This window comes from Streptomyces tatrensis (assembly GCF_049310065.1).
GTDB lineage: Bacteria > Actinomycetota > Actinomycetes > Streptomycetales > Streptomycetaceae > Streptomyces.
In genome coordinates this window covers 4,849,139-4,868,226 of sequence record NZ_JBMDLB010000011.1, presented here as the reverse complement: position 1 = coordinate 4,868,226, position 19,088 = coordinate 4,849,139, and the positions used below count along the sequence as shown (strand labels likewise).

15 protein-coding genes and 2 tRNA genes are annotated in these 19,088 nt (G+C 69.9%); 4 read left to right on the top strand and 13 right to left on the bottom strand.

Translation table 11 applies throughout. The features are described 5' to 3' along the window. Window positions 1-11: 11 nt before the first annotated feature. Window positions 12-881 carry a rhomboid family intramembrane serine protease gene (locus tag ACODT5_RS37995; protein ID WP_422523560.1) on the bottom strand — a complete coding sequence of 290 codons (870 nt, stop codon included), beginning with the start codon at window positions 879-881 and terminating at the stop codon, window positions 12-14. Window positions 882-976: 95 nt separating this feature from the next. After that, window positions 977-1,504, bottom strand: a complete 528-nt coding sequence (locus ACODT5_RS37990; RefSeq protein WP_422523559.1) for a peptidylprolyl isomerase — start codon at window positions 1,502-1,504, stop codon at window positions 977-979. A 176-nt stretch (window positions 1,505-1,680) separates the two neighbouring features. On the opposite strand from ACODT5_RS37990, the gene ACODT5_RS37985 reads away from it, so the two are divergent. Next, window positions 1,681-2,439, top strand: coding sequence for a DUF5324 family protein (locus ACODT5_RS37985; protein WP_422523558.1), 759 nt, complete (start codon window positions 1,681-1,683; stop codon window positions 2,437-2,439). A gap of 85 nt (window positions 2,440-2,524) precedes the next feature. On the opposite strand, the gene ACODT5_RS37980 is transcribed toward ACODT5_RS37985, so the two are convergent. Together ACODT5_RS37980 and ACODT5_RS37975 are read right to left on the bottom strand one after the other, a co-directional pair. Continuing rightward, a complete protein-coding gene (locus ACODT5_RS37980; RefSeq protein ID WP_422523557.1) occupies window positions 2,525-3,031 on the bottom strand; it encodes a LysM peptidoglycan-binding domain-containing protein in 507 nt (168 codons plus the stop codon). 113 nt (window positions 3,032-3,144) lie between these two features. Further along, window positions 3,145-3,624: a MarR family winged helix-turn-helix transcriptional regulator gene (locus ACODT5_RS37975; RefSeq protein ID WP_422523556.1), complete on the bottom strand. Its 480-nt coding sequence runs from the start codon at window positions 3,622-3,624 to the stop codon at window positions 3,145-3,147. A 101-nt stretch (window positions 3,625-3,725) separates the two neighbouring features. Between ACODT5_RS37975 and ACODT5_RS37970 the strand changes: the two genes are divergently transcribed. Next, window positions 3,726-5,225: an MFS transporter gene (locus tag ACODT5_RS37970; RefSeq protein ID WP_422523555.1), complete on the top strand. Its 1,500-nt coding sequence runs from the start codon at window positions 3,726-3,728 to the stop codon at window positions 5,223-5,225. 120 nt (window positions 5,226-5,345) lie between these two features. On the opposite strand, the gene ACODT5_RS37965 is transcribed toward ACODT5_RS37970, so the two are convergent. The 3 genes from ACODT5_RS37965 to ACODT5_RS37955 form a co-directional block, all read right to left on the bottom strand. Further along, complete coding sequence (locus ACODT5_RS37965) at window positions 5,346-6,164, bottom strand: isocitrate lyase/PEP mutase family protein (protein ID WP_422523554.1); 819 nt, start codon at window positions 6,162-6,164, stop codon at window positions 5,346-5,348. Between the two features lie 134 nt (window positions 6,165-6,298). Then, window positions 6,299-9,301 (bottom strand): glycine--tRNA ligase, encoded by a 3,003-nt coding sequence (locus ACODT5_RS37960; RefSeq protein WP_422523553.1) that lies wholly within the window; start codon window positions 9,299-9,301, stop codon window positions 6,299-6,301. Between the two features lie 112 nt (window positions 9,302-9,413). Then, window positions 9,414-9,486: transfer RNA gene (locus ACODT5_RS37955), tRNA-Ala, on the bottom strand. A gap of 159 nt (window positions 9,487-9,645) precedes the next feature. Here ACODT5_RS37955 and ACODT5_RS37950 point away from each other — a divergent pair. Both ACODT5_RS37950 and ACODT5_RS37945 read left to right on the top strand, forming a co-directional pair. Continuing rightward, window positions 9,646-10,197, top strand: coding sequence for a helix-turn-helix domain-containing protein (locus tag ACODT5_RS37950; protein ID WP_422523552.1), 552 nt, complete (start codon window positions 9,646-9,648; stop codon window positions 10,195-10,197). Between the two features lie 50 nt (window positions 10,198-10,247). Beyond that, window positions 10,248-11,495 (top strand): serine/threonine-protein kinase, encoded by a 1,248-nt coding sequence (locus tag ACODT5_RS37945; protein WP_422523551.1) that lies wholly within the window; start codon window positions 10,248-10,250, stop codon window positions 11,493-11,495. Window positions 11,496-11,508: 13 nt separating this feature from the next. On the opposite strand, the gene ACODT5_RS37940 is transcribed toward ACODT5_RS37945, so the two are convergent. The 6 genes from ACODT5_RS37940 to gyrB all read right to left on the bottom strand — a co-directional run bounded on the left by ACODT5_RS37940 (window position 11,509) and on the right by gyrB (window position 18,752). Next, on the bottom strand, window positions 11,509-12,816 hold the full coding sequence (locus ACODT5_RS37940; protein ID WP_422523550.1) for a hypothetical protein: 1,308 nt from the start codon (window positions 12,814-12,816) through the stop codon (window positions 11,509-11,511). Window positions 12,817-12,940: 124 nt separating this feature from the next. Next, window positions 12,941-13,075: a DLW-39 family protein gene (locus ACODT5_RS37935; RefSeq protein ID WP_208809277.1), complete on the bottom strand. Its 135-nt coding sequence runs from the start codon at window positions 13,073-13,075 to the stop codon at window positions 12,941-12,943. Window positions 13,076-13,220: 145 nt separating this feature from the next. Then, window positions 13,221-13,294, bottom strand: a tRNA-Ile gene (locus ACODT5_RS37930). 106 nt (window positions 13,295-13,400) lie between these two features. Continuing rightward, window positions 13,401-14,036, bottom strand: a complete 636-nt coding sequence (locus ACODT5_RS37925) for a DUF3566 domain-containing protein (RefSeq protein ID WP_422523549.1) — start codon at window positions 14,034-14,036, stop codon at window positions 13,401-13,403. A 2-nt stretch (window positions 14,037-14,038) separates the two neighbouring features. Next, complete coding sequence (gene gyrA / locus ACODT5_RS37920; RefSeq protein WP_422523548.1) at window positions 14,039-16,654, bottom strand: DNA gyrase subunit A; 2,616 nt, start codon at window positions 16,652-16,654, stop codon at window positions 14,039-14,041. Between the two features lie 40 nt (window positions 16,655-16,694). Continuing rightward, window positions 16,695-18,752 carry a DNA topoisomerase (ATP-hydrolyzing) subunit B gene (gene gyrB / locus ACODT5_RS37915; RefSeq protein WP_422523547.1) on the bottom strand — a complete coding sequence of 686 codons (2,058 nt, stop codon included), beginning with the start codon at window positions 18,750-18,752 and terminating at the stop codon, window positions 16,695-16,697. Window positions 18,753-19,088: the final 336 nt, after the last annotated feature.

The following is a 19,088-nucleotide window of genomic DNA, read 5'->3' as shown; positions in this document are numbered from 1 at the left end:
CGCCGGTGTGATCAGGTGAGTGCGGAAAGTTCGACCGTCCGCATCGCGATCAGGGCTGTGGCCAGCAGGAACACCGCCACACAGGTGCCCCACTGGACGAATTTGCGATTCCGCGCGCCCATGTCCTTAGTGGGCCACAGGAAGCCCGAAGCGACCAGTACACCGGTGATCAGGCCACCGATATGGGCCTGCCAGGACACGTTCAGCCCAGGCATGAAGGTCAGCACCAGCATGAGCACCGCCATGGTGATCAGAGGGCGCATTTCGTACCGCATCCGGCGGAACAGCACCGCCGTGGCACCGAGCAGGCCGAAGACGGCGCCGGAGGCACCGAGGGTCGCGACGAGCGGTGCCGTCAGCAGATAGACCGCGACGCTGCCGCCCAGGGCCGACAGCAGGTACACGGTGAGGTAGCGGGCCCGGCCCAGCGCCTGCTCCAGCGGCCCGCCGATGAACCACAGGCCGAGCATGTTGCTGACGATGTGCCACCACTCGACGTGCAGGAACGGCGAGGTCAGCAGCCGGTAGTACTCGCCGCTGGAGACGCCGGCCTGGTCGCCGTACCAGCCCAGCATCACCAGCTCGAAGTTCAGCCTGGGTACGGCCTTCACCAGGAGGAACACCGCCACGTTGATCCCGATCAGGATCTTGGTGACCAGGAACGGATCGGCCGCCACCACCCCGCCCGCGATCGTCCGCGGAGCGTTGGCCGCGGGCCCGTGGCCCGTTCCCGAGCCCCCGCGGACGCACTCGGGGCACTGGAAGCCGACCGAGGCGTCGATCATGCACTCGGGGCAGATAGGCCGCTCACAGCGCGTACAGCTGATCCCGGTCTCGCGGTCCGGGTGCCGGTAGCAGCCCGGAAGACGGTCGGTGTCCATCGGTCCCCTCGGTCGGCGGCGAGGCAGCGGGTCCGCCCGCGCCCGTCCGGTACGTATCGAGGACGGACGGGCGGGGCGGAAAGGTTCCCCTGCGGTCAGCGCTTCTCGATGACGACGGACTGGATGATCACGTCGTCGAGGGGGCGCTCCGTGCGCGGGTTGGTGGGACCTGCGGCGATGGCGTCGACGATCTTCTGGCTGGCCTTGTCGCCGATCTCGCCGAAAATCGTGTGCTTGCGCGTCAGCCAGGCGGTGGGGGCGACGGTGATGAAGAACTGCGAGCCGTTGGTGCCCGGGCCGGCGTTCGCCATCGCGAGCAGGTAGGGCTTGGTGAAGGCCAGGTCGGGGTGGAACTCGTCGGCGAACTGGTAGCCGGGGCCGCCGGTGCCGTTGCCCAGCGGGTCGCCGCCCTGGATCATGAACCCGCTGATGACGCGGTGGAAGACGGTGCCGTCGTAGAGCGGGTCCGTGGTCTTCTGGCCGTCCGTGGGACGCGTCCACTCGCGCTCACCGGTGGCGAGTTCGACGAAGTTCCGCACGGTCTTCGGAGCGAAGTTCGGCAGAAGCTCGATCTCGATGTCGCCGTGGTTGGTCTTCAGGGTGGCGTAGAGCTTCTCGACCACGGATCTGCCTTCCTCTCGTCATCACTGTCGGTTTCAGATCCTCCCACGGAGAGCTGCACCGGACGGAAATCGTCCACTCGTATGCCCTGTCGCGCATGCCGGTCGGCGGTATGGGAGGCATGATCCGACAAAGGGTGGAAAGGTGAACTGTGTCCGCCACCGAGGAGGAGGATCCCGTGACAGGCAAGGAAAGCGTGCGCCTGGCAGCTTCAAGTGCCAGGGATACGGCGCGGCACGCAGCGGAAGTGGTGGCGCCGTACGCGGAATCCGCCAAGCACGCTGCGGTGCATTACGCCCACGAAGCAAATGAACGGCTCGCACCGAAGGTGTCCTACGCGGCCGGCGAGGCTGCCAAGCAGGCCCGCTCGACGTACTGCTGCCACGTCCAGCCCCGGATCAAATCGGTCCGCGCCCATGTGCCGCCGAATGTGGACCGGGCGGCGACCAATGCCGTGAAGCAGACCCGCCTGGCGGCCCGGTCCGCGGTGGACTACACGCAGCCAAAGCTGGAGAGCGCCCTCGCGGCGGCCCAGCCGGTCGCCGAGGAGGCCGCATCCCGGTCGACGGCGGCGCTGGCGGCGCTGCGCGGCCAGGTATCGGCCAAGGAGGTCCAGAAGCTCGTACGGCGCCACGAGCGGCGTGAGCGCTGCGGCCGCCTCTTCAAGGGCGTGGCGGTGGTCGGCGTCCTGGCCGGCGGAGCCTACGCCGCGTGGCGCTGGTGGGACCAGCAGTCCAACCCGGACTGGCTCGTCGAGCCACCGGCCGCCACCGAGCTGTCGGCGCGGGAGGAAGAGGCCCCGGCCTCCTTCGACGACGAACTGGCCGCGAAGGAGCACGACGCCGGAACGTCGGATTTCGTGTCCGGTCTGGAAGCGGAGGCCGAGGCCGCACAGGAGCGGATCGACGCGGAGGACGCGAAGCGCAAGCACCGCTGACGAACGCTCGATGACAGATGACAGTGGGGCCCGGATCCCTTTTCAGGATCCGGGCCCCACTGTCATTGCGCCGTTCTCGTTCCCGCTAGCCGGGGAGGTTGAGCTTCATCCCCGGGTGGATCATGTCGGGGTTCGAGCCGATCACGCCCTTGTTCATCGCGTAGAGCTCGCGCCAGCGGCCCTCGTTGCCGAGCTCGCGGCGGGCGATCGCGGAGAGCGAGTCGCCCGGGCGGACGGTGTACGTGCGCTGCGCCTTGGGCGCGGGCTTGGGCATCGGCGCCGCGGGAACCGCCTTGTGCGCGGCGGACGCCGGCGTGGGCGTGTGCGGGGCCGGCCGTGCGACGGGAGGCGCCGGTGCGGCCTTGGGCGGCATCGGCGCGGCCTTGGGCGGCGCCGATGCCGCCATGCGCTCGGCGGCCGCCTTGGTCGCCGCTGCCGAGTCGGTGTACTTGGTCCCGGCGTCGGCGGGCATCGCGGCCGGGGGCGCCGGAGCGGCCGAGGCCTGCTGTTGTACCTGCTCAGCCGCCTTTTCGGCGGCCTTCTCGGCTTGTTCCTTCTTCTTGTCGGACCTCATGAAGTCGAACAGTCCCATGTGCGTACGCCTCCGGCATGGTGGTGCCCCCCTGGGCGGATTGCCTTCTTCCACTCTCTGCCAGAAGGTGCGGGACGGCCCTGTGACTGGGCCGTCCGGGGGATGCCGGGCGGCTACTGGCGGGCCCTGCGGGCGGGCCTCGGGCTCTCCGACGGGGTTCCCAGATCGCCCTTGACCAGCAGGTTCAGCACGCGCAGCACGGCCTCGCGGTCGGCGTCCGAGAGGGCGGCGAGCGCGTCGGCGTGGACCTGGTCGACGAGGCGGCTGCTCTCCTGCGCCAGGGCCGCGCCCTGCTCGGTGACGACGATGACGCGGGCCCGGCGGTCCGTGCTGGACTGCCGCCGCTCGGCCAGGCCGGCCTTCTCCAGGGCGTCGACGGTGACGACCATCGTCGTCTTGTCCATGCCCCCGATCTCGGCGAGCTGGATCTGGGTCCGCTCCTCCCCCAGGGCGTGCACGAGCACGCAGTGCATCCGTGCCGTGAGCCCGATCCGGTCGAGTGCCGCCGCCATCCGGGTGCGCAGGACGTGGCTGGTGTGGTCCAGGAGGAAGGAGAGGTCCGGCTCGTTCTGCGCGGGCGCCATGGCTGTCATGTTCACCAGTCTAGCAATTCAGTCCCCAACAGATCGTCTGCAACGGAACTATCTGATACGGTCTTACCAAGTCAGCCCGCCGCTCACGACTGGGGACCCAGATGCCTGCCACGTCCGCTCCCACCCCTCCTCCTCCGACGACGCCGCCGCCCGCCACTCCTGCCGGGTCCACTTCCGCCCCGGCCACCACCCCGGCCGCCCCGCGCGGGCTGCGCTCCCGGTGGACCGCCCTCGGGGTGCTGTCCACCGGCGTCCTGATGACCGTCCTCGACGGCAGCATCGTCACCGTCGCGATGCCGGCCATCCAGAAGGACCTCGGATTCACCCCCGCCGGACTCAGCTGGGTCGTCAACGCCTACCTGATCGCCTTCGGCAGCCTGCTGCTCCTCGCCGGCCGGCTCGGCGACCTCATCGGCCGCAAGCGGATGTTCCTGGCCGGGACCGGCGTCTTCACCGGAGCCTCCCTGCTCGCCGGATTCGCCGGCTCGCCCGAGGTACTGATCGCCGCCCGCTTCCTCCAGGGCCTCGGCAGCGCCATGGCCGCGGCCGTCAGCCTGGGCATCCTGATCACGCTGTTCACCGAGCCCCGCGAGCGGGCCAAGGCCATCGCCGTCTTCTCCTTCACCGGCGCGGCCGGAGCCTCCCTGGGACAGGTGCTGGGCGGTGTCCTGACCGACGCCCTCGACTGGCACTGGATCTTCTTCATCAACCTGCCCATAGGGATCGCCGCCCTCGCGCTGGCCCTGCCCGCACTCCCCGCCGATCGAGGACTGGGCCTGCGCGCCGGAGCCGACGTCATCGGCGCCCTCCTGGTCACCGCGGGCCTGATGCTCGGCATCTTCACCGTCGTCGAGGTGGAGCGCTACGGCTGGATCTCCCTGCACACCCTCGGCCTCGGCACGCTCTCGGTCGCCCTGCTCGCGGGATTCACCGCACGCCAGGCCACGACCCGCACCCCGCTGGTACCGCTGCGGATCTTCCGCTCGCGGACCGTGGTCGGCGCGAACCTGGTCCAGATGCTGATGGTGGCCGCACTGTTCTCCTTCCAGGTCCTGGTCGCCCTGTACCTCCAGAACGTGCTCGCCTACGGAGCCGCCGAGACCGGCCTGGCCATGCTCCCGGCGGCCGTGGTCATCGGCGGAGTCTCCCTCTTCGCCTCGGCCCCGCTGAACGCCCGCTTCGGTGAACGGGGCGTGCTCCTGGCCGGACTGGCCCTGCTCGTCGCCGCCCTCGGCCTGCTGACCCGGCTCCCGGTCCGCGCCGACTACGTCACCGACCTGCTCCCCGTCATGCTGCTGGCGGCCGGCTTCGGCCTGGCCCTGCCCGCCCTCACCGCGCTCGGCATGTCCGGCGCCGGCGAGCAGGACGCGGGCCTCGCCTCGGGCCTGTTCAACACCACCCAGCAGATCGGCATGGCCCTCGGGGTCGCCGTCCTCTCCACCCTGGCGGCCGCCCGCACCGACTCCCTGCTCTCCACCGGCCTCGACCGGGCCGCGGCACTGACCTCCGGCTACCACCTGGCCTTCGGTATCGGCGCGGGACTGATGCTCACGGCCCTCGTGGTGGCCGCGACCCTGCTGCGGACCGGCCGGCGCCGGTGACTCCCGCCCGATGTTTCACGTGAAACATCGGGGCAGGACGCGGTCGGGCTGACGAGAAGGACCGCGGACAGGACTGTGGGCCGCTCCGGATACCGGAGCGGCCCACAGTCGTTTCAGCCCCTACTTCACGAAGAGGCCGTTGAGCGTGCCGTAGTCGACCGCACCCTCGAGCGCCCCGTACGTCCCCTGCTCCAGCACCTCCACCGCCGCGGCGCGGGCCGCCGTGTACGCCGCCTGCGCCACCCCGGTCCCGACACTGACCCGGCGCACCCCGGCCTTCGCCAGCTCGGCGACGGACGGACCGCCCGGCCCGGCCATGGCGTTGACCGGCAGCGGACCCCGCGCGATCTCGCTCAGGGCGTCCAGGTCCAGCAGGCCCGGAACGAAGATCCCGTCGGCCCCGGCGGCGGCGTACGCCTCCACCCGCGCCAGTACGTCCGCGAGGCGGCCGGACTCCTCGCCGATCCCGAACAGGAAGACGTCGGTACGGGCGTTGATCACCAGCTCCGGAAGCCCGGCCTCCGTGGCCGCCGCGCGGGCGGCGCGGATCCGCTCGGCCTGCTCCGAGGCGGTGTGGAGCGTGCCGTCGGCGGCCTTCGAGTCCTCCAGGTTGATCCCGACGGCGCCGACCGCCACCACCTCGCGGACGGTGGCCGCGACGTCCTCGTAGCCGCCCTCGATGTCCACGGTGACCGGGACGTCCACGGCCGCCACGATCCGCGCGGCCGCCGCCAGCATCTCCGCCCTCGTCGCGTGCTGCCCGTCCCCGCGCCCGATCGACCAGGCCACACCACCGCTGGTGGTGGCGATGGCCGGCGCCCCGGCCGACTCGATCACCGCCGCACTGCCCGCGTCCCAGGCATTGGGGAGAACGATCAGCGACGCACCCAACTCCCTCAACCGCAGGGCCTTCTCGGTGGTCTTCGCTTCCACGGTCATCCGAACTCTCCTCAACATCGACCTTGGTGAATGATCGTCATACCGCCCAACGGGGCCGAGACTAACGCGATGAGGCCCCCCACCCGGCGTTCCCGCCGGCCAGAGGGCCTCATCTCATGACTGTTCGGAGCCGGTTACAGCGCGCGCCAGTCGAGGATCGTGCGGGCCAGTCGCGCCACGTCGTCCAGCAGGGCCAGCCGGGCCGCGCGGACCGCCGGGTCGGGGTCCATCACCAGGACGTCGTCGAAGAAGGCGTTGATCGCGACGACCAGCGGGGCGGAGACCTCGATCAGCGCGGCGAGGTCGTCCTCGCGGCCGGTCAGGGACTTGGCGACGACCTGCGCGCTCTCGGCGAGGCGCAGCTCGGCGGGAGCGGTGAGCGGAGAACGGTCCACCGCGCCGGCTTCCGCGGCGTCCGCGGGGAGGATGCGCACCACGCGCTGGAGTGCGGCGGTGAGCCCGTCGAAGGCCTCGGTGCCGACGTTGGCCTCCAGCGTGGCCAGGGTGCGGTCGCCGTGGGCGGGGCGATCGGCCCACACCAGGACGGCCTGGACCAGGCGGTGCTCGTGTCCGGCGTCGGTGAGCTGCTGCTCGTAGCGACGGGTGATCAGCTCGGCGGCCTCCGTGAGCCGCTCGGCGGGCACCTCCACGCCCTGGGCGGCGAAGCGGTCGGCCGCCGCGCGCAGCGCCTCGTTCACGCGGATCCCGGCCAGCGCGGGAGTGCTCCGCAGCACGTTGAGCAGACCGATGGCGGCCCTGCGCACACCGAACGGGTCGGAGCTTCCGGTCGGCGCGGCGCCGATCACGAACATGCCCGTCACCAGGTCGAACCGGTCGGCGAGCGACAGTACGGCGCCCGCGTGACCGGCCGGCAGCGCGCCGCCGGCGGAACGCGGAAGCTCCATCTCGGCGAGGGCCCGCGCGACCTCCGCGGACTCGCCCGCTCGGCGTGCGTACTCCTCGGCCATCACCCCGGCCAGGCCGGAGAACTCGACGACCATCTGGGAGGCCAGGTCGAACTTCGCCAGCGCACCGGCGCGGCGCACCGTGGCGAGCGCGTCCTCGCCGAGCCCCGCGTTCGCGGCCAGCCCGAGGGCCAGGGCGGCGATGCGGTCGGCGCGGTCGGCGACCGTGCCGAGCCGGTCCTCGAAGGTCAGCTTGTCCAGCCGGCCGCGGAGCTCCTCGGGGGAGACCTTCAGGTCGGCGCGGAAGAAGAAGGCGGCGTCCTCGTAACGGGCCCGCAGCACCGCCTCGTTGCCCGAACGCACCACGTCGTCGTCGCACGTGCCGTTGGCGAAGGTGATGAAGTGGGGCATGAGGCGCCCGCCCGCGTCCCGCACCGGCAGGTAGCGCTGGTGCCCCCGCATGACGGTGGTCAGGACGCTCGCGGGAAGGTCGAGGTAGCTCTCGTCGAAGGATCCCCGGACCGGGTGCGGGAACTCCACGATGTCGGTGATCTCGTCGATCAGTCCGGCCTCACCGGCCGCATCGATGGATCCGCCGGCCTCGGCCGCCGACTCGTGGGCTCCGCGCAGCACCGCGTCGCGCCGGGCCTCGCGGTCCAGCAGGATGCCGTGCATCTTGAGGAAGTGGGCGTAGCCCTCGGCGGACGCCACCTGGACGACCGGGTCCGGGGCCGTGCGGTGGACCCGGGTGGTGGTGCCCGAGGCCAGCGCGGAGACGGCGACCGGCAGCGGGGTGTTGCCGAGCAGGGCCAGCAGCCAGCGGACCGGGCGGGAGAAGGACAGCGTCGGGTCGTTCCACCGCATGTTGCGGCCGGCGCGCAGCCCGGACACGACCTCGGCCAGCAGGTCGCTGAGCACCTCGACCGCCGGGCGGCCCGGCTCCTCGCGGGTGAGCACGACGTACTCGACACCGCTGACGTCGAGGACCTTCAGGTCCGCCGGGTCGACGCCCTGGCTGCGGGCGAAGCCCAGCAGGGCGGGAGTGGGCACGCCGTCCTTGTAGGCGGCGGCGGCCTTGGGGCCGCGCACGGTCCTGGCGGTGTCCGGCTCGTACGGCTCCACGCCGTCGACCGTGATCACGATGCGGCGCGGTGTGGCCATCGCCGTGATCGGGCCGTGCCCCAGCCGGGTGGCGGCCAGCTTGGCCGTGACCGCCTCGCGCACCGCGTCGGTGGTGGCGCGGACGTCGGCGTACGGCAGTTCCTCCATGCCGATCTCGAACAGCAGCGTCTCGGTGCTGGAGACCGTGGGCAGCGCGGCCCGCACGGCGGCGGCCGGCGCGGCCGCCGCTCCGAGCGGGTACTCCAGTACGGCACGGCGCCGGCCCCACAGCTTGGCCGACTCGTGCGTGAGGCCGCGCATCAGGGAGAAGGCCTTGGCGCGCTCCGTGGTGCTGAGCGCACCGCGCGCGTCGAGCACGTTGAAGGTGTGGCTGCACTTGAGCACGTACGTATAGGCCGGGATGGGCAGCTCGAGGTCGATCATGCGCCGGGCCTCGGACGCGTACGCCTCGAAGAGCTTGTGGTGGGTGTCGACGTCGGCGTCGTCGAGGTGGTGGCGGCTCATCTCGTACTCGTTCTGGCCGAACACCTCGCCGTAGGTGATGCCCGGCGCGTAGACGATGTCCTTGAAGTGCGAGACGCCCTGAAGGTTCATCAGGATGCGCTCGAGGCCGTAGGTGATCTCCACCGACACCGGGGACAGGGTGACCCCGCCGACCTGCTGGAAGTAGGTGAACTGGGTGATCTCCATGCCGTCCAGCCAGACCTCCCACCCCAGCCCCCAGGCACCGAGCGCGGGCGAGGCCCAGTTGTCCTCCACGAACCGCACGTCGTGCGCGCTCAGGTCGACGCCGAGCGCCTGCAGACTGCCCAGGTAGAGCTCCTGCGGATTGCCCGGGTCGGGCTTGAGGATCACCTGGAACTGGGTGTGCATCTGGAGCCGGTTCGGGTTCTCGCCGTAGCGCGAGTCGTCCGGCCGCACGCTGGGCTCGACGTAGGCGACGCTCCAGGGCTCGGGGCCGATGACCCGCAGCGCCGTGGAAGGGTTGGCCGTTCCGGCCCCCACCTCCGTGTTCAACGGCTGCGTGATCATGCAGCCGTTGTCGCTCCAGTACTTCTGCAGGGCGAGTATCGCGTCCTGCATCGTCAGCGCGGTGTGGCCGTTCTTCATGGTGATCGAATCGCCTGTTTCCCGAGTCGGTGCGGCACGTTGGTTCCAGCGAACGGTACGAGAAAAGCCCCCTTGACCCGCGTTTCCGCAGGTCAAGGGGGCTTTCTGATTGTGGAGCCTAGGAGATTCGAACTCCTGACATCTGCCTTGCAAAGGCAGCGCTCTACCAACTGAGCTAAGGCCCCGGATGTGGACGTGCCGGTCCCCCGCGGGCGAGTGACCGTTCCGTAGGACAGAGTACCGGGTGTACCCCCTCATCCCGCAAAATGATAGGGACTCCCGCCCCGCGACCACTCTCCGTAAGATGCTCGCGAGGTTCGCACCAGCGAAGGGGAGTAGTAAGAGTGGACGCAGTACAGCAAGAGGCGACCGCCAGAGCCAGGGAACTCCAGCGGAGTTGGTACGGGGAGCCGTTGGGCGCGCTCTTCCGCCGGCTCATAGATGACCTCGGTTTGAACCAGGCCCGCCTCGCTGCCGTCCTCGGGCTGTCGGCGCCGATGCTGTCCCAGCTGATGAGCGGCCAGCGGGCAAAGATCGGCAACCCCGCCGTGGTCCAGCGGGTTCAGGCTCTCCAGGATCTCGCCGGCCAGGTGGCCGACGGGAGCGTCAGCGCGGGAGAGGCCACCGACCGGATGGACGAGATCAAGAAGACCCAGGGAGGTTCCGTCCTCAGCAACAGCACCGGCCAGACCGCCACCGGCTCCGGCGCACCCACCGTCAAGCGCGTCGTACGCGAGATCCAGTCGCTGCTGCGCTCGGTCTCCGCGGCCGGCGACATCATCGACGCGGCGGACACCCTCGCCCCGACCCACCCGGAACTGGCAGAGTTCCTCCGGGTGTACGGAGCGGGCCGCACCTCCGACGCCGTCGCGCACTACGAGGCGCACCAGAACTGACACGCAACGCACGCGGCAGACACAGCTGACGACGGGGGACGGGCGCAGCAATGGGTGAGATCTTCGCCGGCCGGTACGAACTGATCGACCCGATCGGACGTGGCGGCGCAGGCGCCGTATGGCGTGCCTGGGACCACCGGCGCCGCCGATACGTCGCAGCGAAGGTCCTCCTGCAGAGCGATGCCCACACCCTGCTGCGGTTCGTCCGCGAGCAGGCGCTGCGGATCGATCACCCGCACGTACTGGCCCCGGCCAGTTGGGCGGCGGACGACGACAAGGTCCTCTTCACCATGGACCTCGTCGCCGGCGGCTCCCTCGCCCATGTGATCGGGGACTACGGGGCCCTGCCACCCCGGTTCGTGTGCACGCTCCTCGACCAGCTCCTGTCGGGGCTGGCGGCGGTGCATGCGGAGGGCGTCGTCCACCGCGACATCAAACCGGCCAACATCCTGATGGAGGCCACTGGAACCGGGCGGCCGCACCTGCGGCTGTCCGACTTCGGCATCGCCATGCGCAAGGGCGAGCCCCGGCTGACCGAGACCGCCTACGTGGTCGGCACGCCGGGCTATCTCGCGCCCGAACAACTCCTCGGCTCCGAGCCCGACTTCACCGCCGACCTGTTCGCCGTCGGACTGGTCGGCCTCTACCTCCTCAAGGGCGCCAAGCCCGACTCCCAGGCCCTCGTGGAGCAGTTCTTCACCCACGGCACCCCCGATGCCCCCGAGGGCGTTCCCGCGCCGCTGTGGGACGTCCTGGCCGCGCTGCTCCAGCCGGACCCCCGGAGCAGGTTCCAGACGGCCACCGGGGCGCGCAGGGCCCTCGCCGAGGCCGTGGAACTGCTGCCGCCGCCCGGCCCGGACGGGGATCCGGTCGGGGTGGTCGAAGTATTCGACCAACTGGGCCCGGTGCCGACCGGTTTCACGCCCCGGGCACTCCAGGAACCCGCCTACGCGACCCCGCCGACGGCCCCGCCCGGCGCACCCACCGTGCCCCCGCAGCCCGCGCGGCCCGCCGATGCCCCCACGCCCGTCACCGCTCCCCTCGGCGTGTTCGGCCCCTCGGAGACGGGCAGCTTCCACCTCCCGCCGCCCCAGCTCGCCACCGCCCCGACGCCGCACGCTCCGCAAACGGTGCCGACGGCCCCGCACCCCTACGCGCAACCGCAGACGCAGCCGATTCCCCCCGCCGTACGCCGTACGACCGCCCTCGCGCCCCCGCCCGCGAAGGTCACCGCCGGGATCCTGCTCGCCGCGGTGCTGTGCTTCGCCGTCGGGATCTGGGCCCTGACCCAGCCCTAGGGCGCAACGCCCCCTAGTGGGTGCGCCGCCGGGCCAGCAGGATCCAGCCGCCCAGCACGAGCAGCAGCAGCGTCCCCGTACCGAAGCCGGCGCCCGCGACCACCCGCATCACCGACCGGTTCGCGGCGGCGGCATCGGCCTCCACGGCCGTGCTGCCCTCCTTGGCCGCCGTACGGTCCCCGGCGGCCACCCCGAACCCGCCGGCCGCGAGGTCCTCCGCGTAGGCCGGGGCCTTGCCCGGGGCCCCGATGATCTGCGTGCGCAGGGTCAGCGGGACGGGCACCGCGTCCTGGGTGAACTCCCCGACCTTCCCCGCCATGGTCACCGCGACGTAGTACCAGCCGGCCACCCGGACGGAGCCGACCTTCTGGTCGGAGGCGAAGCGGTTCTCGTAGGCCACCGGCGGCGTCCGCGGCAGGGTGAGCCCCGTCTGCTTCCCGTCGTACGAGGCGTCCTCGCCGTCGATCAACGAGCGGTAGGGGCTGTACAGCGAGACGGAGAGCCCGGGCGAGGCGTACCCGGAGTCCTTCGTCATCGTGGCCGCGGAGAGTTCCGCCGCGAGGCCCAGCTGTTGTCCCCAGTCGAGGGGCACCCGGTAGAAGAGGGTCTGCCCGGGCCGCAGCTCGTCGCTCCACACGCCGCTGTCCAGGGCCCGCGCGTCGTTGAAGCCGGTCCCGCCGGAGCGCGCGGCCGCGTCGTTTCCGGGCAGGGTCGGGGAGGCCGAGGGCCAGACGCTGGGGGCGGCGGTGGGTGCGTTGCTGCCGCCGAGCTTCGGCTCGCGCTGGACCCGCAGCTCCAGGGGCCAGGCAGCCGGGTCCCCGCCCTTGGCCGTCTCGCGCGTGACCTTGACGTAGTAGGTGCCGGCCTCCTGGCACTCGCCGTCCTCCCGCACGATCCGGCCGCCCACGGCGCTGATGGGGACGGGGTCGTAGCCGAAGGACGCCCGCCCCGGACCGCTCTGGCAGGAGCGGTTCTCGATGCTGAGGACGTCCACCTCCAGGCCGTCGCTGTAGCTCACCTTGGCGCCGCGCGGAGGCTGGAGCACCGCGGAGACGTACACGCTCGAACTGCCGTCGAGGTAGAGCTGGTAGTACCGCTCCCCCGGCGCGATCGAGTCCTTGTAGAGCGACCCGGCCTTCAGCTGCGGCGCACCGGCCGTGGAGGGCTTGCCCGCCACCGCCACCGCACCGTCCGCGCCCCGGTAGGGCGGCACCGGCTGCGGGGTCCCCGCCGCGACCGCGGCCCCCGGCAGCGCCGCGACCAGCCCGAGGACGGCCAGCGCCGCCACCGCGGCCGTCCGTACCCGACGTACCCCACCCATCACACGCACCCACCCCGAGTTTGCCAACGCAAGCAACTTCTTTGCATACCGCAATATTTCGTCACAGAGCAGCACAAAGCCCCGACCGCAGCGGCAGTCGGGGCTCTGGGATCAACCTCGGGTCTCACACACCGGAACCAGAAGGCACGGAGTCGGTTGCCTCCGTCCACAGGTCCTGCTCCGCACGGTCCGCCTGGATCTGGCGGTACACGAGGAGCCCGCCGATGGCGGCCAGTGCGACCAGGAGCAGCTTCTTCACCGCGCGACCTCGTCTTTCGTTGACGTAGGGGACTTCTGGCGCCCAACAATACACACCGACCGATACCGATCGGTGACCTACCGGTGCACCAACTGGCCCAACGACAAAGACCCCCAGGCCATGGGCCTGAGGGTCTTCGACACTGTGGGGCTAACAGGATTTGAACCTGTGGCCTCATCCTTATCAGGGATGCGCTCTAACCAACTGAGCTATAGCCCCATCCGCGCTGCGCGCTGACTTCTGAAGGTTAGCGCACAGACCCGGTGACTCCAAAATCGATAGCGGCGGCCCGTCTGCGCAGGTCATCCGCCCCGTCTTCGGAGGCCTACTCGTCCTCGGCGAGCGTCAGCTCCACACCGCCGACGAAGCCCGCCGACAGGTTGTAGATGAACGCGCCCAGGGTCGCCAGCGCCGTCATGAGCACCACGTCGATGACCGCGATCACCGACGTGAAGATCAGAACGCGCGGCAGCGACAGGAAGCTCTGGAGGTCGAAGCCGTTGCTCTCGTTCGAGCCGGTCGCCTCGCTGATCGTGCCGCCGACGCTGGAGAAGATGCCCATGGCGTCCATGACCATCCACAGCACCACCGACGCCACGATCGTGCAGACGCCCAGTGCGATCGACAGCAGGAAGCTGACCTTCATCACCGACCAGGGGTCGGCCTTGGCCACCCGCAGCCGCGCCTTGCGCGTCCTGGGCGCCATACGGGCCCCCGTGCGCGGCTTGCGCTGCGCCCCGGTGTCACCCGCCCCCCGCGGCGCCCCGGGGCCCTGGGGCACCGAGTACGCCTGCGGCGGCTGGTACGGCTGCTGAGGGCCGGCCGCGGCCTGAGTCTGAGGCGACTGAGGCGACTGCGGTCCTCGGGTGTCCGTCACGGTTCCCCCCTGGGAGTCCGCGGCGGGGCCACGGGCACCGTTCGCTCCAGTGTTGGCCGGTCCGGCGCCCGTGGCTCCGCTCACGCTTACTCCTCGTGCTCCCCAGCCGAGGGCTCCGTGCCCTCGGCGGCCTCCGCGGCCTGTCCTTCGACAGCCGCGTCGGTCCCGATCTCGTTCTCGCTGTCGTCGGCCTCGTCAGTTTCCTGACCGGCCTCCGCGTTGCGGGCGATGCCGACGACGGCATCGCGCTTACCCAGGTTGATCAGCTGGACGCCCATGGTGTCACGGCCGGTCTCCCGTACTTCGTTGACGCGCGTACGAATCACACCACCGCTGAGCGTGATGGCGAGGATTTCGTCCGTTTCATCCACCACGAGCGCCCCGACGAGCGAGCCGCGGTCCTCCACGATCTTCGCCGCCTTGATGCCCAGGCCACCACGGCCCTGGACGCGGTACTCGTCCACCGGCGTCCGCTTGGCGTAGCCGCCGTCGGTCGCGGTGAAGACGAAGGTACCCGGCCGGACCACGCTCATGGAGAGGAGTTCGTCCCCTCCTCGGAAACTCATGCCCTTCACGCCCGAAGTGGCGCGGCCCATCGGGCGCAGCGCGTCGTCGGTCGCCGTGAAGCGGATCGACTGCGCCTTCTTGCTGATGAGCAGCAGGTCGTCCTCGGCGGACACCAGCTCGGCGCCGATCAGCTCGTCGTCGCTGCCGTCCTCGGTCTCCCGGAGGTTGATCGCGATGACGCCACCCGAACGGGGCGAGTCGTAGTCCTTGAGCGCCGTCTTCTTCACCAGGCCGCCCTTGGTGGCCAGGATCAGGTACGGGGCGATCTCGTAGTCGCGGATCGCGAGGATCTGGGCGATCTTCTCGTCCGGCTGGAAGGCCAGCAGGTTCGCCACGTGCTGCCCGCGGGCGTCACGGCCGGCGTCCGGGAGCTCGTACGCCTTCGAGCGGTAGACCCGGCCCTTGTTCGTGAAGAACAGCAGCCAGTGGTGCGTGGTGGACACGAAGAAGTGGTCGACGAGGTCGTCCTGCTTCAGCTTCGTGCCGCGCACGCCCTTGCCGCCGCGCTTCTGCGAGCGGTAGTCCTCGGTCTTGGTGCGCTTGACGTACCCGCCGTGGGTGATCGTGACGACGATGTCCTCTTCGGCGATCAGGTCCTCCATGGACATGTCGCCGTCGAAGGGCACCAGCTTGGAACGCCGGTCGTCGCCGAACTTCTCGACGATGGCCGCCAGTTCCTCGCTGACGATCTGACGCTGGCGCTCCTCGGAGGCCAGGATCGCGTTGTACTCGTTGATCTTGGCCTGGAGCTCGTCGTGCTCGGCGACGATCTTCTGCCGCTCCAGGGCCGCGAGGCGGCGGAGCTGCATCTCCAGGATCGCGTTCGCCTGGATCTCGTCGATCGACAGCAGGCCCATCAGGCCCTCGCGGGCGATCTCGACCGTGTTGCTGCGCCGGATCAGCGCGATGACCTCGTCGATCGCGTCCAGCGCCTTGAGCAGACCGCGCAGGATGTGGGCGCGCTCCTCCGCCTTGCGCAGGCGGAACTTCGTGCGCCGGACGATGACCTCGATCTGGTGCGTCACCCAGTGGCGGATGAAGGCGTCGATCGACAGCGTGCGCGGCACGCCGTCCACCAGCGCCAGCATGTTCGCGCCGAAGTTCGTCTGCAGGTCGGTGTGCTTGTAGAGGTTGTTCAGCACGACCTTGGCGACGGCGTCGCGCTTGAGGACGATCACCAGGCGCTGGCCGGTCCGGGACGAGGTCTCGTCGCGGACGTCGGCGATGCCGCCGACCTTGCCGTCCTTGACCAGGTCGGCGATCTTCTGCGCCAGGTTGTCGGGGTTGGTCTGGTACGGAAGCTCCGTGACCACCAGGCACTGGCGGTTCTGGATCTCCTCGACCTCGACCACCGCGCGCATCGTGATGGAGCCGCGACCGGTCCGGTACGCCTCCTCGATGCCCTTGCGGCCCACGACCAGGGCGCCCGACGGGAAGTCCGGGCCCTTGATCCGCTCGAGGAGCGCGTCCTGGAGCTCCTCGTGCGAGGCCTCCGGGTGCTCCAGCGCCCACTGGGCGCCGGCCGCGACCTCGCGCAGGTTGTGCGGCGGGATGTTGGTGGCCATGCCGACCGCGATGCCCGCGGAGCCGTTGATCAGCAGGTTCGGGAACCGCGCCGGCAGGACGGTGGGCTCCTGGTTGCGGCCGTCGTAGTTGTCCGTGAAGTCGACGGTCTCCTCGTCGATGTCCCGGAGCATCTCCATGGCCAGCGGCATGAGCTTGCACTCGGTGTAGCGCATCGCGGCCGCCGGGTCGTTGCCCGGGGAGCCGAAGTTGCCGTTGGAGTCCACGAGCGGCATGCGCAGCGACCACGGCTGGGCCAGGCGGACCAGGGCGTCGTAGATCGAGGAGTCACCGTGCGGGTGGTACGTGCCCATGACGTCGCCGACGACGCGGGCGCACTTGTAGAAGCCCTTCTCGGGCCGGTAGCCGCCGTCGTACATCGCGTACAGCACACGGCGGTGGACCGGCTTGAGGCCGTCCCGTACGTCGGGCAGCGCGCGGGAGACGATGACGGACATCGCGTAGTCGAGGTAGGAGCGCTGCATCTCGGTCTCGAGCCCGACGGGCTCGATGCGCATGACGGGCTGCTCCTCCGCGGATTCCGCGGCGGTGGGGGTGGTTTCGTCGGCCATTGCTGGTCAGAGGTCCTTTCAGGCGGTCAGCTGAGCCGACTCAGATGTCGAGGAAGCGAACGTCCTTGGCGTTGCGCTGGATGAAGGAGCGCCGGGCTTCGACGTCCTCACCCATCAGCACCGAGAACAGGTCGTCGGCCTGCGCGGCGTCGTCCAGGGTGACCTGGCCGAGCACGCGGTGGTCCACGTCCATCGTGGTGATGCGCAGTTCCTCGGCGTTCATCTCGCCCAGACCCTTGAAGCGCTGGATCGAGTCTTCCTTGATCCGCTTGCCGTTCTGCTTGCCGAGCGCCACCAGCGCGTCGCGCTCGCGGTCCGAGTACGCGTACTCGAAGTCGTCGCGGCCCCACTTGATCTTGTAGAGCGGCGGACGCGACAGGTACACGTGACCGGCCTCGACCAGCGGCCGCATGAAGCGGAACAGGAAGGTCAGCAGCAGGGTGTTGATGTGCTGGCCGTCGACGTCGGCGTCCGCCATCAGGATGATCTTGTGATACCGGAGCTTCTCGATGTTGAAGTCCTCGTGCACACCGGTACCGAAAGCACTGATCAGCGCCTGGACCTCGGTGTTCTGGAGGATCTTGTCGATCCGCGCCTTCTCGACGTTCAGGATCTTGCCGCGGATCGGCAGGATGGCCTGGTACATCGGGTTGCGGCCGGACTTCGCCGAACCGCCGGCCGAGTCGCCCTCGACGATGAAGATCTCGCACTTCGTCGGGTCGTTCGACTGGCAGTCCGACAGCTTGCCCGGCAGCGAGGCGCTCTCCAGCAGACCCTTGCGGCGGGTGAGGTCGCGGGCCTTGCGGGCCGCGACGCGCGCCGTGGCCGCGTTGATCGACTTGCGGATGATGTCCGCGGCTTCGACCGGGTTGCGGTCGAACCAGTCGTTGAGGTGCTCGTGGACGACCTTCTGCACGAAGGTCTTGGCCTCCGTGTTGCCCAGCTTGGTCTTCGTCTGGCCCTCGAACTGCGGCTCGCCCAGCTTGATCGAGATGATCGCCGTCAGACCCTCGCGGATGTCCTCGCCGGCGAGGTTGTCGTCCTTCTCGCGGAGGAACTTCTTCTCGCGCGCGTAGCGGTTGACCAGGCCGGTCATCGCCGCGCGGAAGCCCTCTTCGTGCGTGCCGCCCTCGTGCGTGTGGATCGTGTTCGCGAAGGAGTAGACGCCCTCGGTGTACTGCGAGTTCCACTGCATCGCGATCTCGACCGAGAGCATGCGCTCCTTGTCCTCGGCCTCGACATCGATGACGGTCGGGTGGATCATCTCGCCCTTGCGCGAGTTGAGGTACTTCACGAAGTCGACGATGCCGCCCTCGTAGTAGTACTTGACCGTGCGCGCCTGCTGGTCGTCGGTCTCCTCGGCGGTGTCCGCGCCCATCGTGGCCTTCGCCGACTCGCGCTCGTCCGTCAGCGAGAGGGTCAGGCCCTTGTTGAGGAAGGCCATCTCCTGGAAGCGGCGCGAAAGCGTCTCGAAGGAGTACTCGGTGGTCTCGAAGATGTCGCCGTCGGCCCAGAAGGTGACCGAGGTGCCCGTCTCGGACGTCTCCTCGTTCTTCAGCAGTGCCGCCGTCGGGACACCGAGCTTGTAGTCCTGGGTCCAGCGGTAACCGTCGGTCTTGACCTCGACCGCGACCCTGGTCGACAGGGCGTTCACGACGGAGACGCCGACGCCGTGCAGACCGCCGGAGACGGCGTAGCCGCCGCCGCCGAACTTGCCGCCCGCGTGCAGGACCGTCAGCACGACCTCGACGGCCGGCTTCCCCTCGGACGGCACGATGCCGACCGGGATGCCGCGGCCGTTGTCGATCACGCGCACGCCGCCGTCGGCGAGGATCGTGACGTCGATGGTGTCCGCGTGCCCGGCCAGGGCCTCGTCGACCGAGTTGTCGACCACTTCGTAGACGAGGTGGTGGAGCCCGCGCTCACCGGTCGAGCCGATGTACATGCCGGGCCGCTTGCGGACCGCGTCCAGGCCCTCGAGGACCTGGATGGCACTGGCGTCGTACGAGGACGTGACCTCGCCGTTCTGGCCGACTGTGGACTGGTTGTCGTTGGGGTTGCCGGAATCGGCCACGAAGCGCCCTTTCTGGCACAGCACAGGCCGTACTCCGGGCCGGCATGCATGCAAGCGGGAGCGGCTGCGTCGATCTGCGTTGTCAGCGGTGGTCAGCTTTACTCGACTGAATCCCGCGCGTGCGCGGGATTCTCGTTCAGTCTACCGGTATCACCCCCATGAATGGGCGTTTGCCGGTACCTGAGTCCGCATGTGCCGCCCGGAAACTCCTCTCTCCGACTCCCCATATCCGGGGAGGGGCTCAAAGAGGCTCACACGGGCATTGAGCGCTTCGGGCTGTCAACCTCTCGCTACCGTGAGGGACACCACCCGAACAGCCGTACGTACGGTCGTCCACCGGATCCCTACTCACCCGTACGG

Bases quoted from the DNA above. Each gene is read 5' to 3' on its own strand.
- ACODT5_RS37995 (WP_422523560.1), bottom strand. From the start codon at position 881: ATGGACACCGACCGTCTTCCGGGCTGCTACCGGCACCCGGACCGCGAG.
- ACODT5_RS37980 (WP_422523557.1), bottom strand. From the start codon at position 3,031: ATGGGACTGTTCGACTTCATGAGGTCCGACAAGAAGAAGGAACAAGCC.
- ACODT5_RS37975 (WP_422523556.1), bottom strand. From the start codon at position 3,624: ATGACAGCCATGGCGCCCGCGCAGAACGAGCCGGACCTCTCCTTCCTC.
- ACODT5_RS37970 (WP_422523555.1), top strand. From the start codon at position 3,726: ATGCCTGCCACGTCCGCTCCCACCCCTCCTCCTCCGACGACGCCGCCG.
- ACODT5_RS37965 (WP_422523554.1), bottom strand. From the start codon at position 6,164: ATGACCGTGGAAGCGAAGACCACCGAGAAGGCCCTGCGGTTGAGGGAG.
- ACODT5_RS37960 (WP_422523553.1), bottom strand. From the start codon at position 9,301: ATGAAGAACGGCCACACCGCGCTGACGATGCAGGACGCGATACTCGCC.
- ACODT5_RS37945 (WP_422523551.1), top strand. From the start codon at position 10,248: ATGGGTGAGATCTTCGCCGGCCGGTACGAACTGATCGACCCGATCGGA.
- ACODT5_RS37940 (WP_422523550.1), bottom strand. From the start codon at position 12,816: ATGGGTGGGGTACGTCGGGTACGGACGGCCGCGGTGGCGGCGCTGGCC.
- gyrA (WP_422523548.1), bottom strand. From the start codon at position 16,654: ATGGCCGACGAAACCACCCCCACCGCCGCGGAATCCGCGGAGGAGCAG.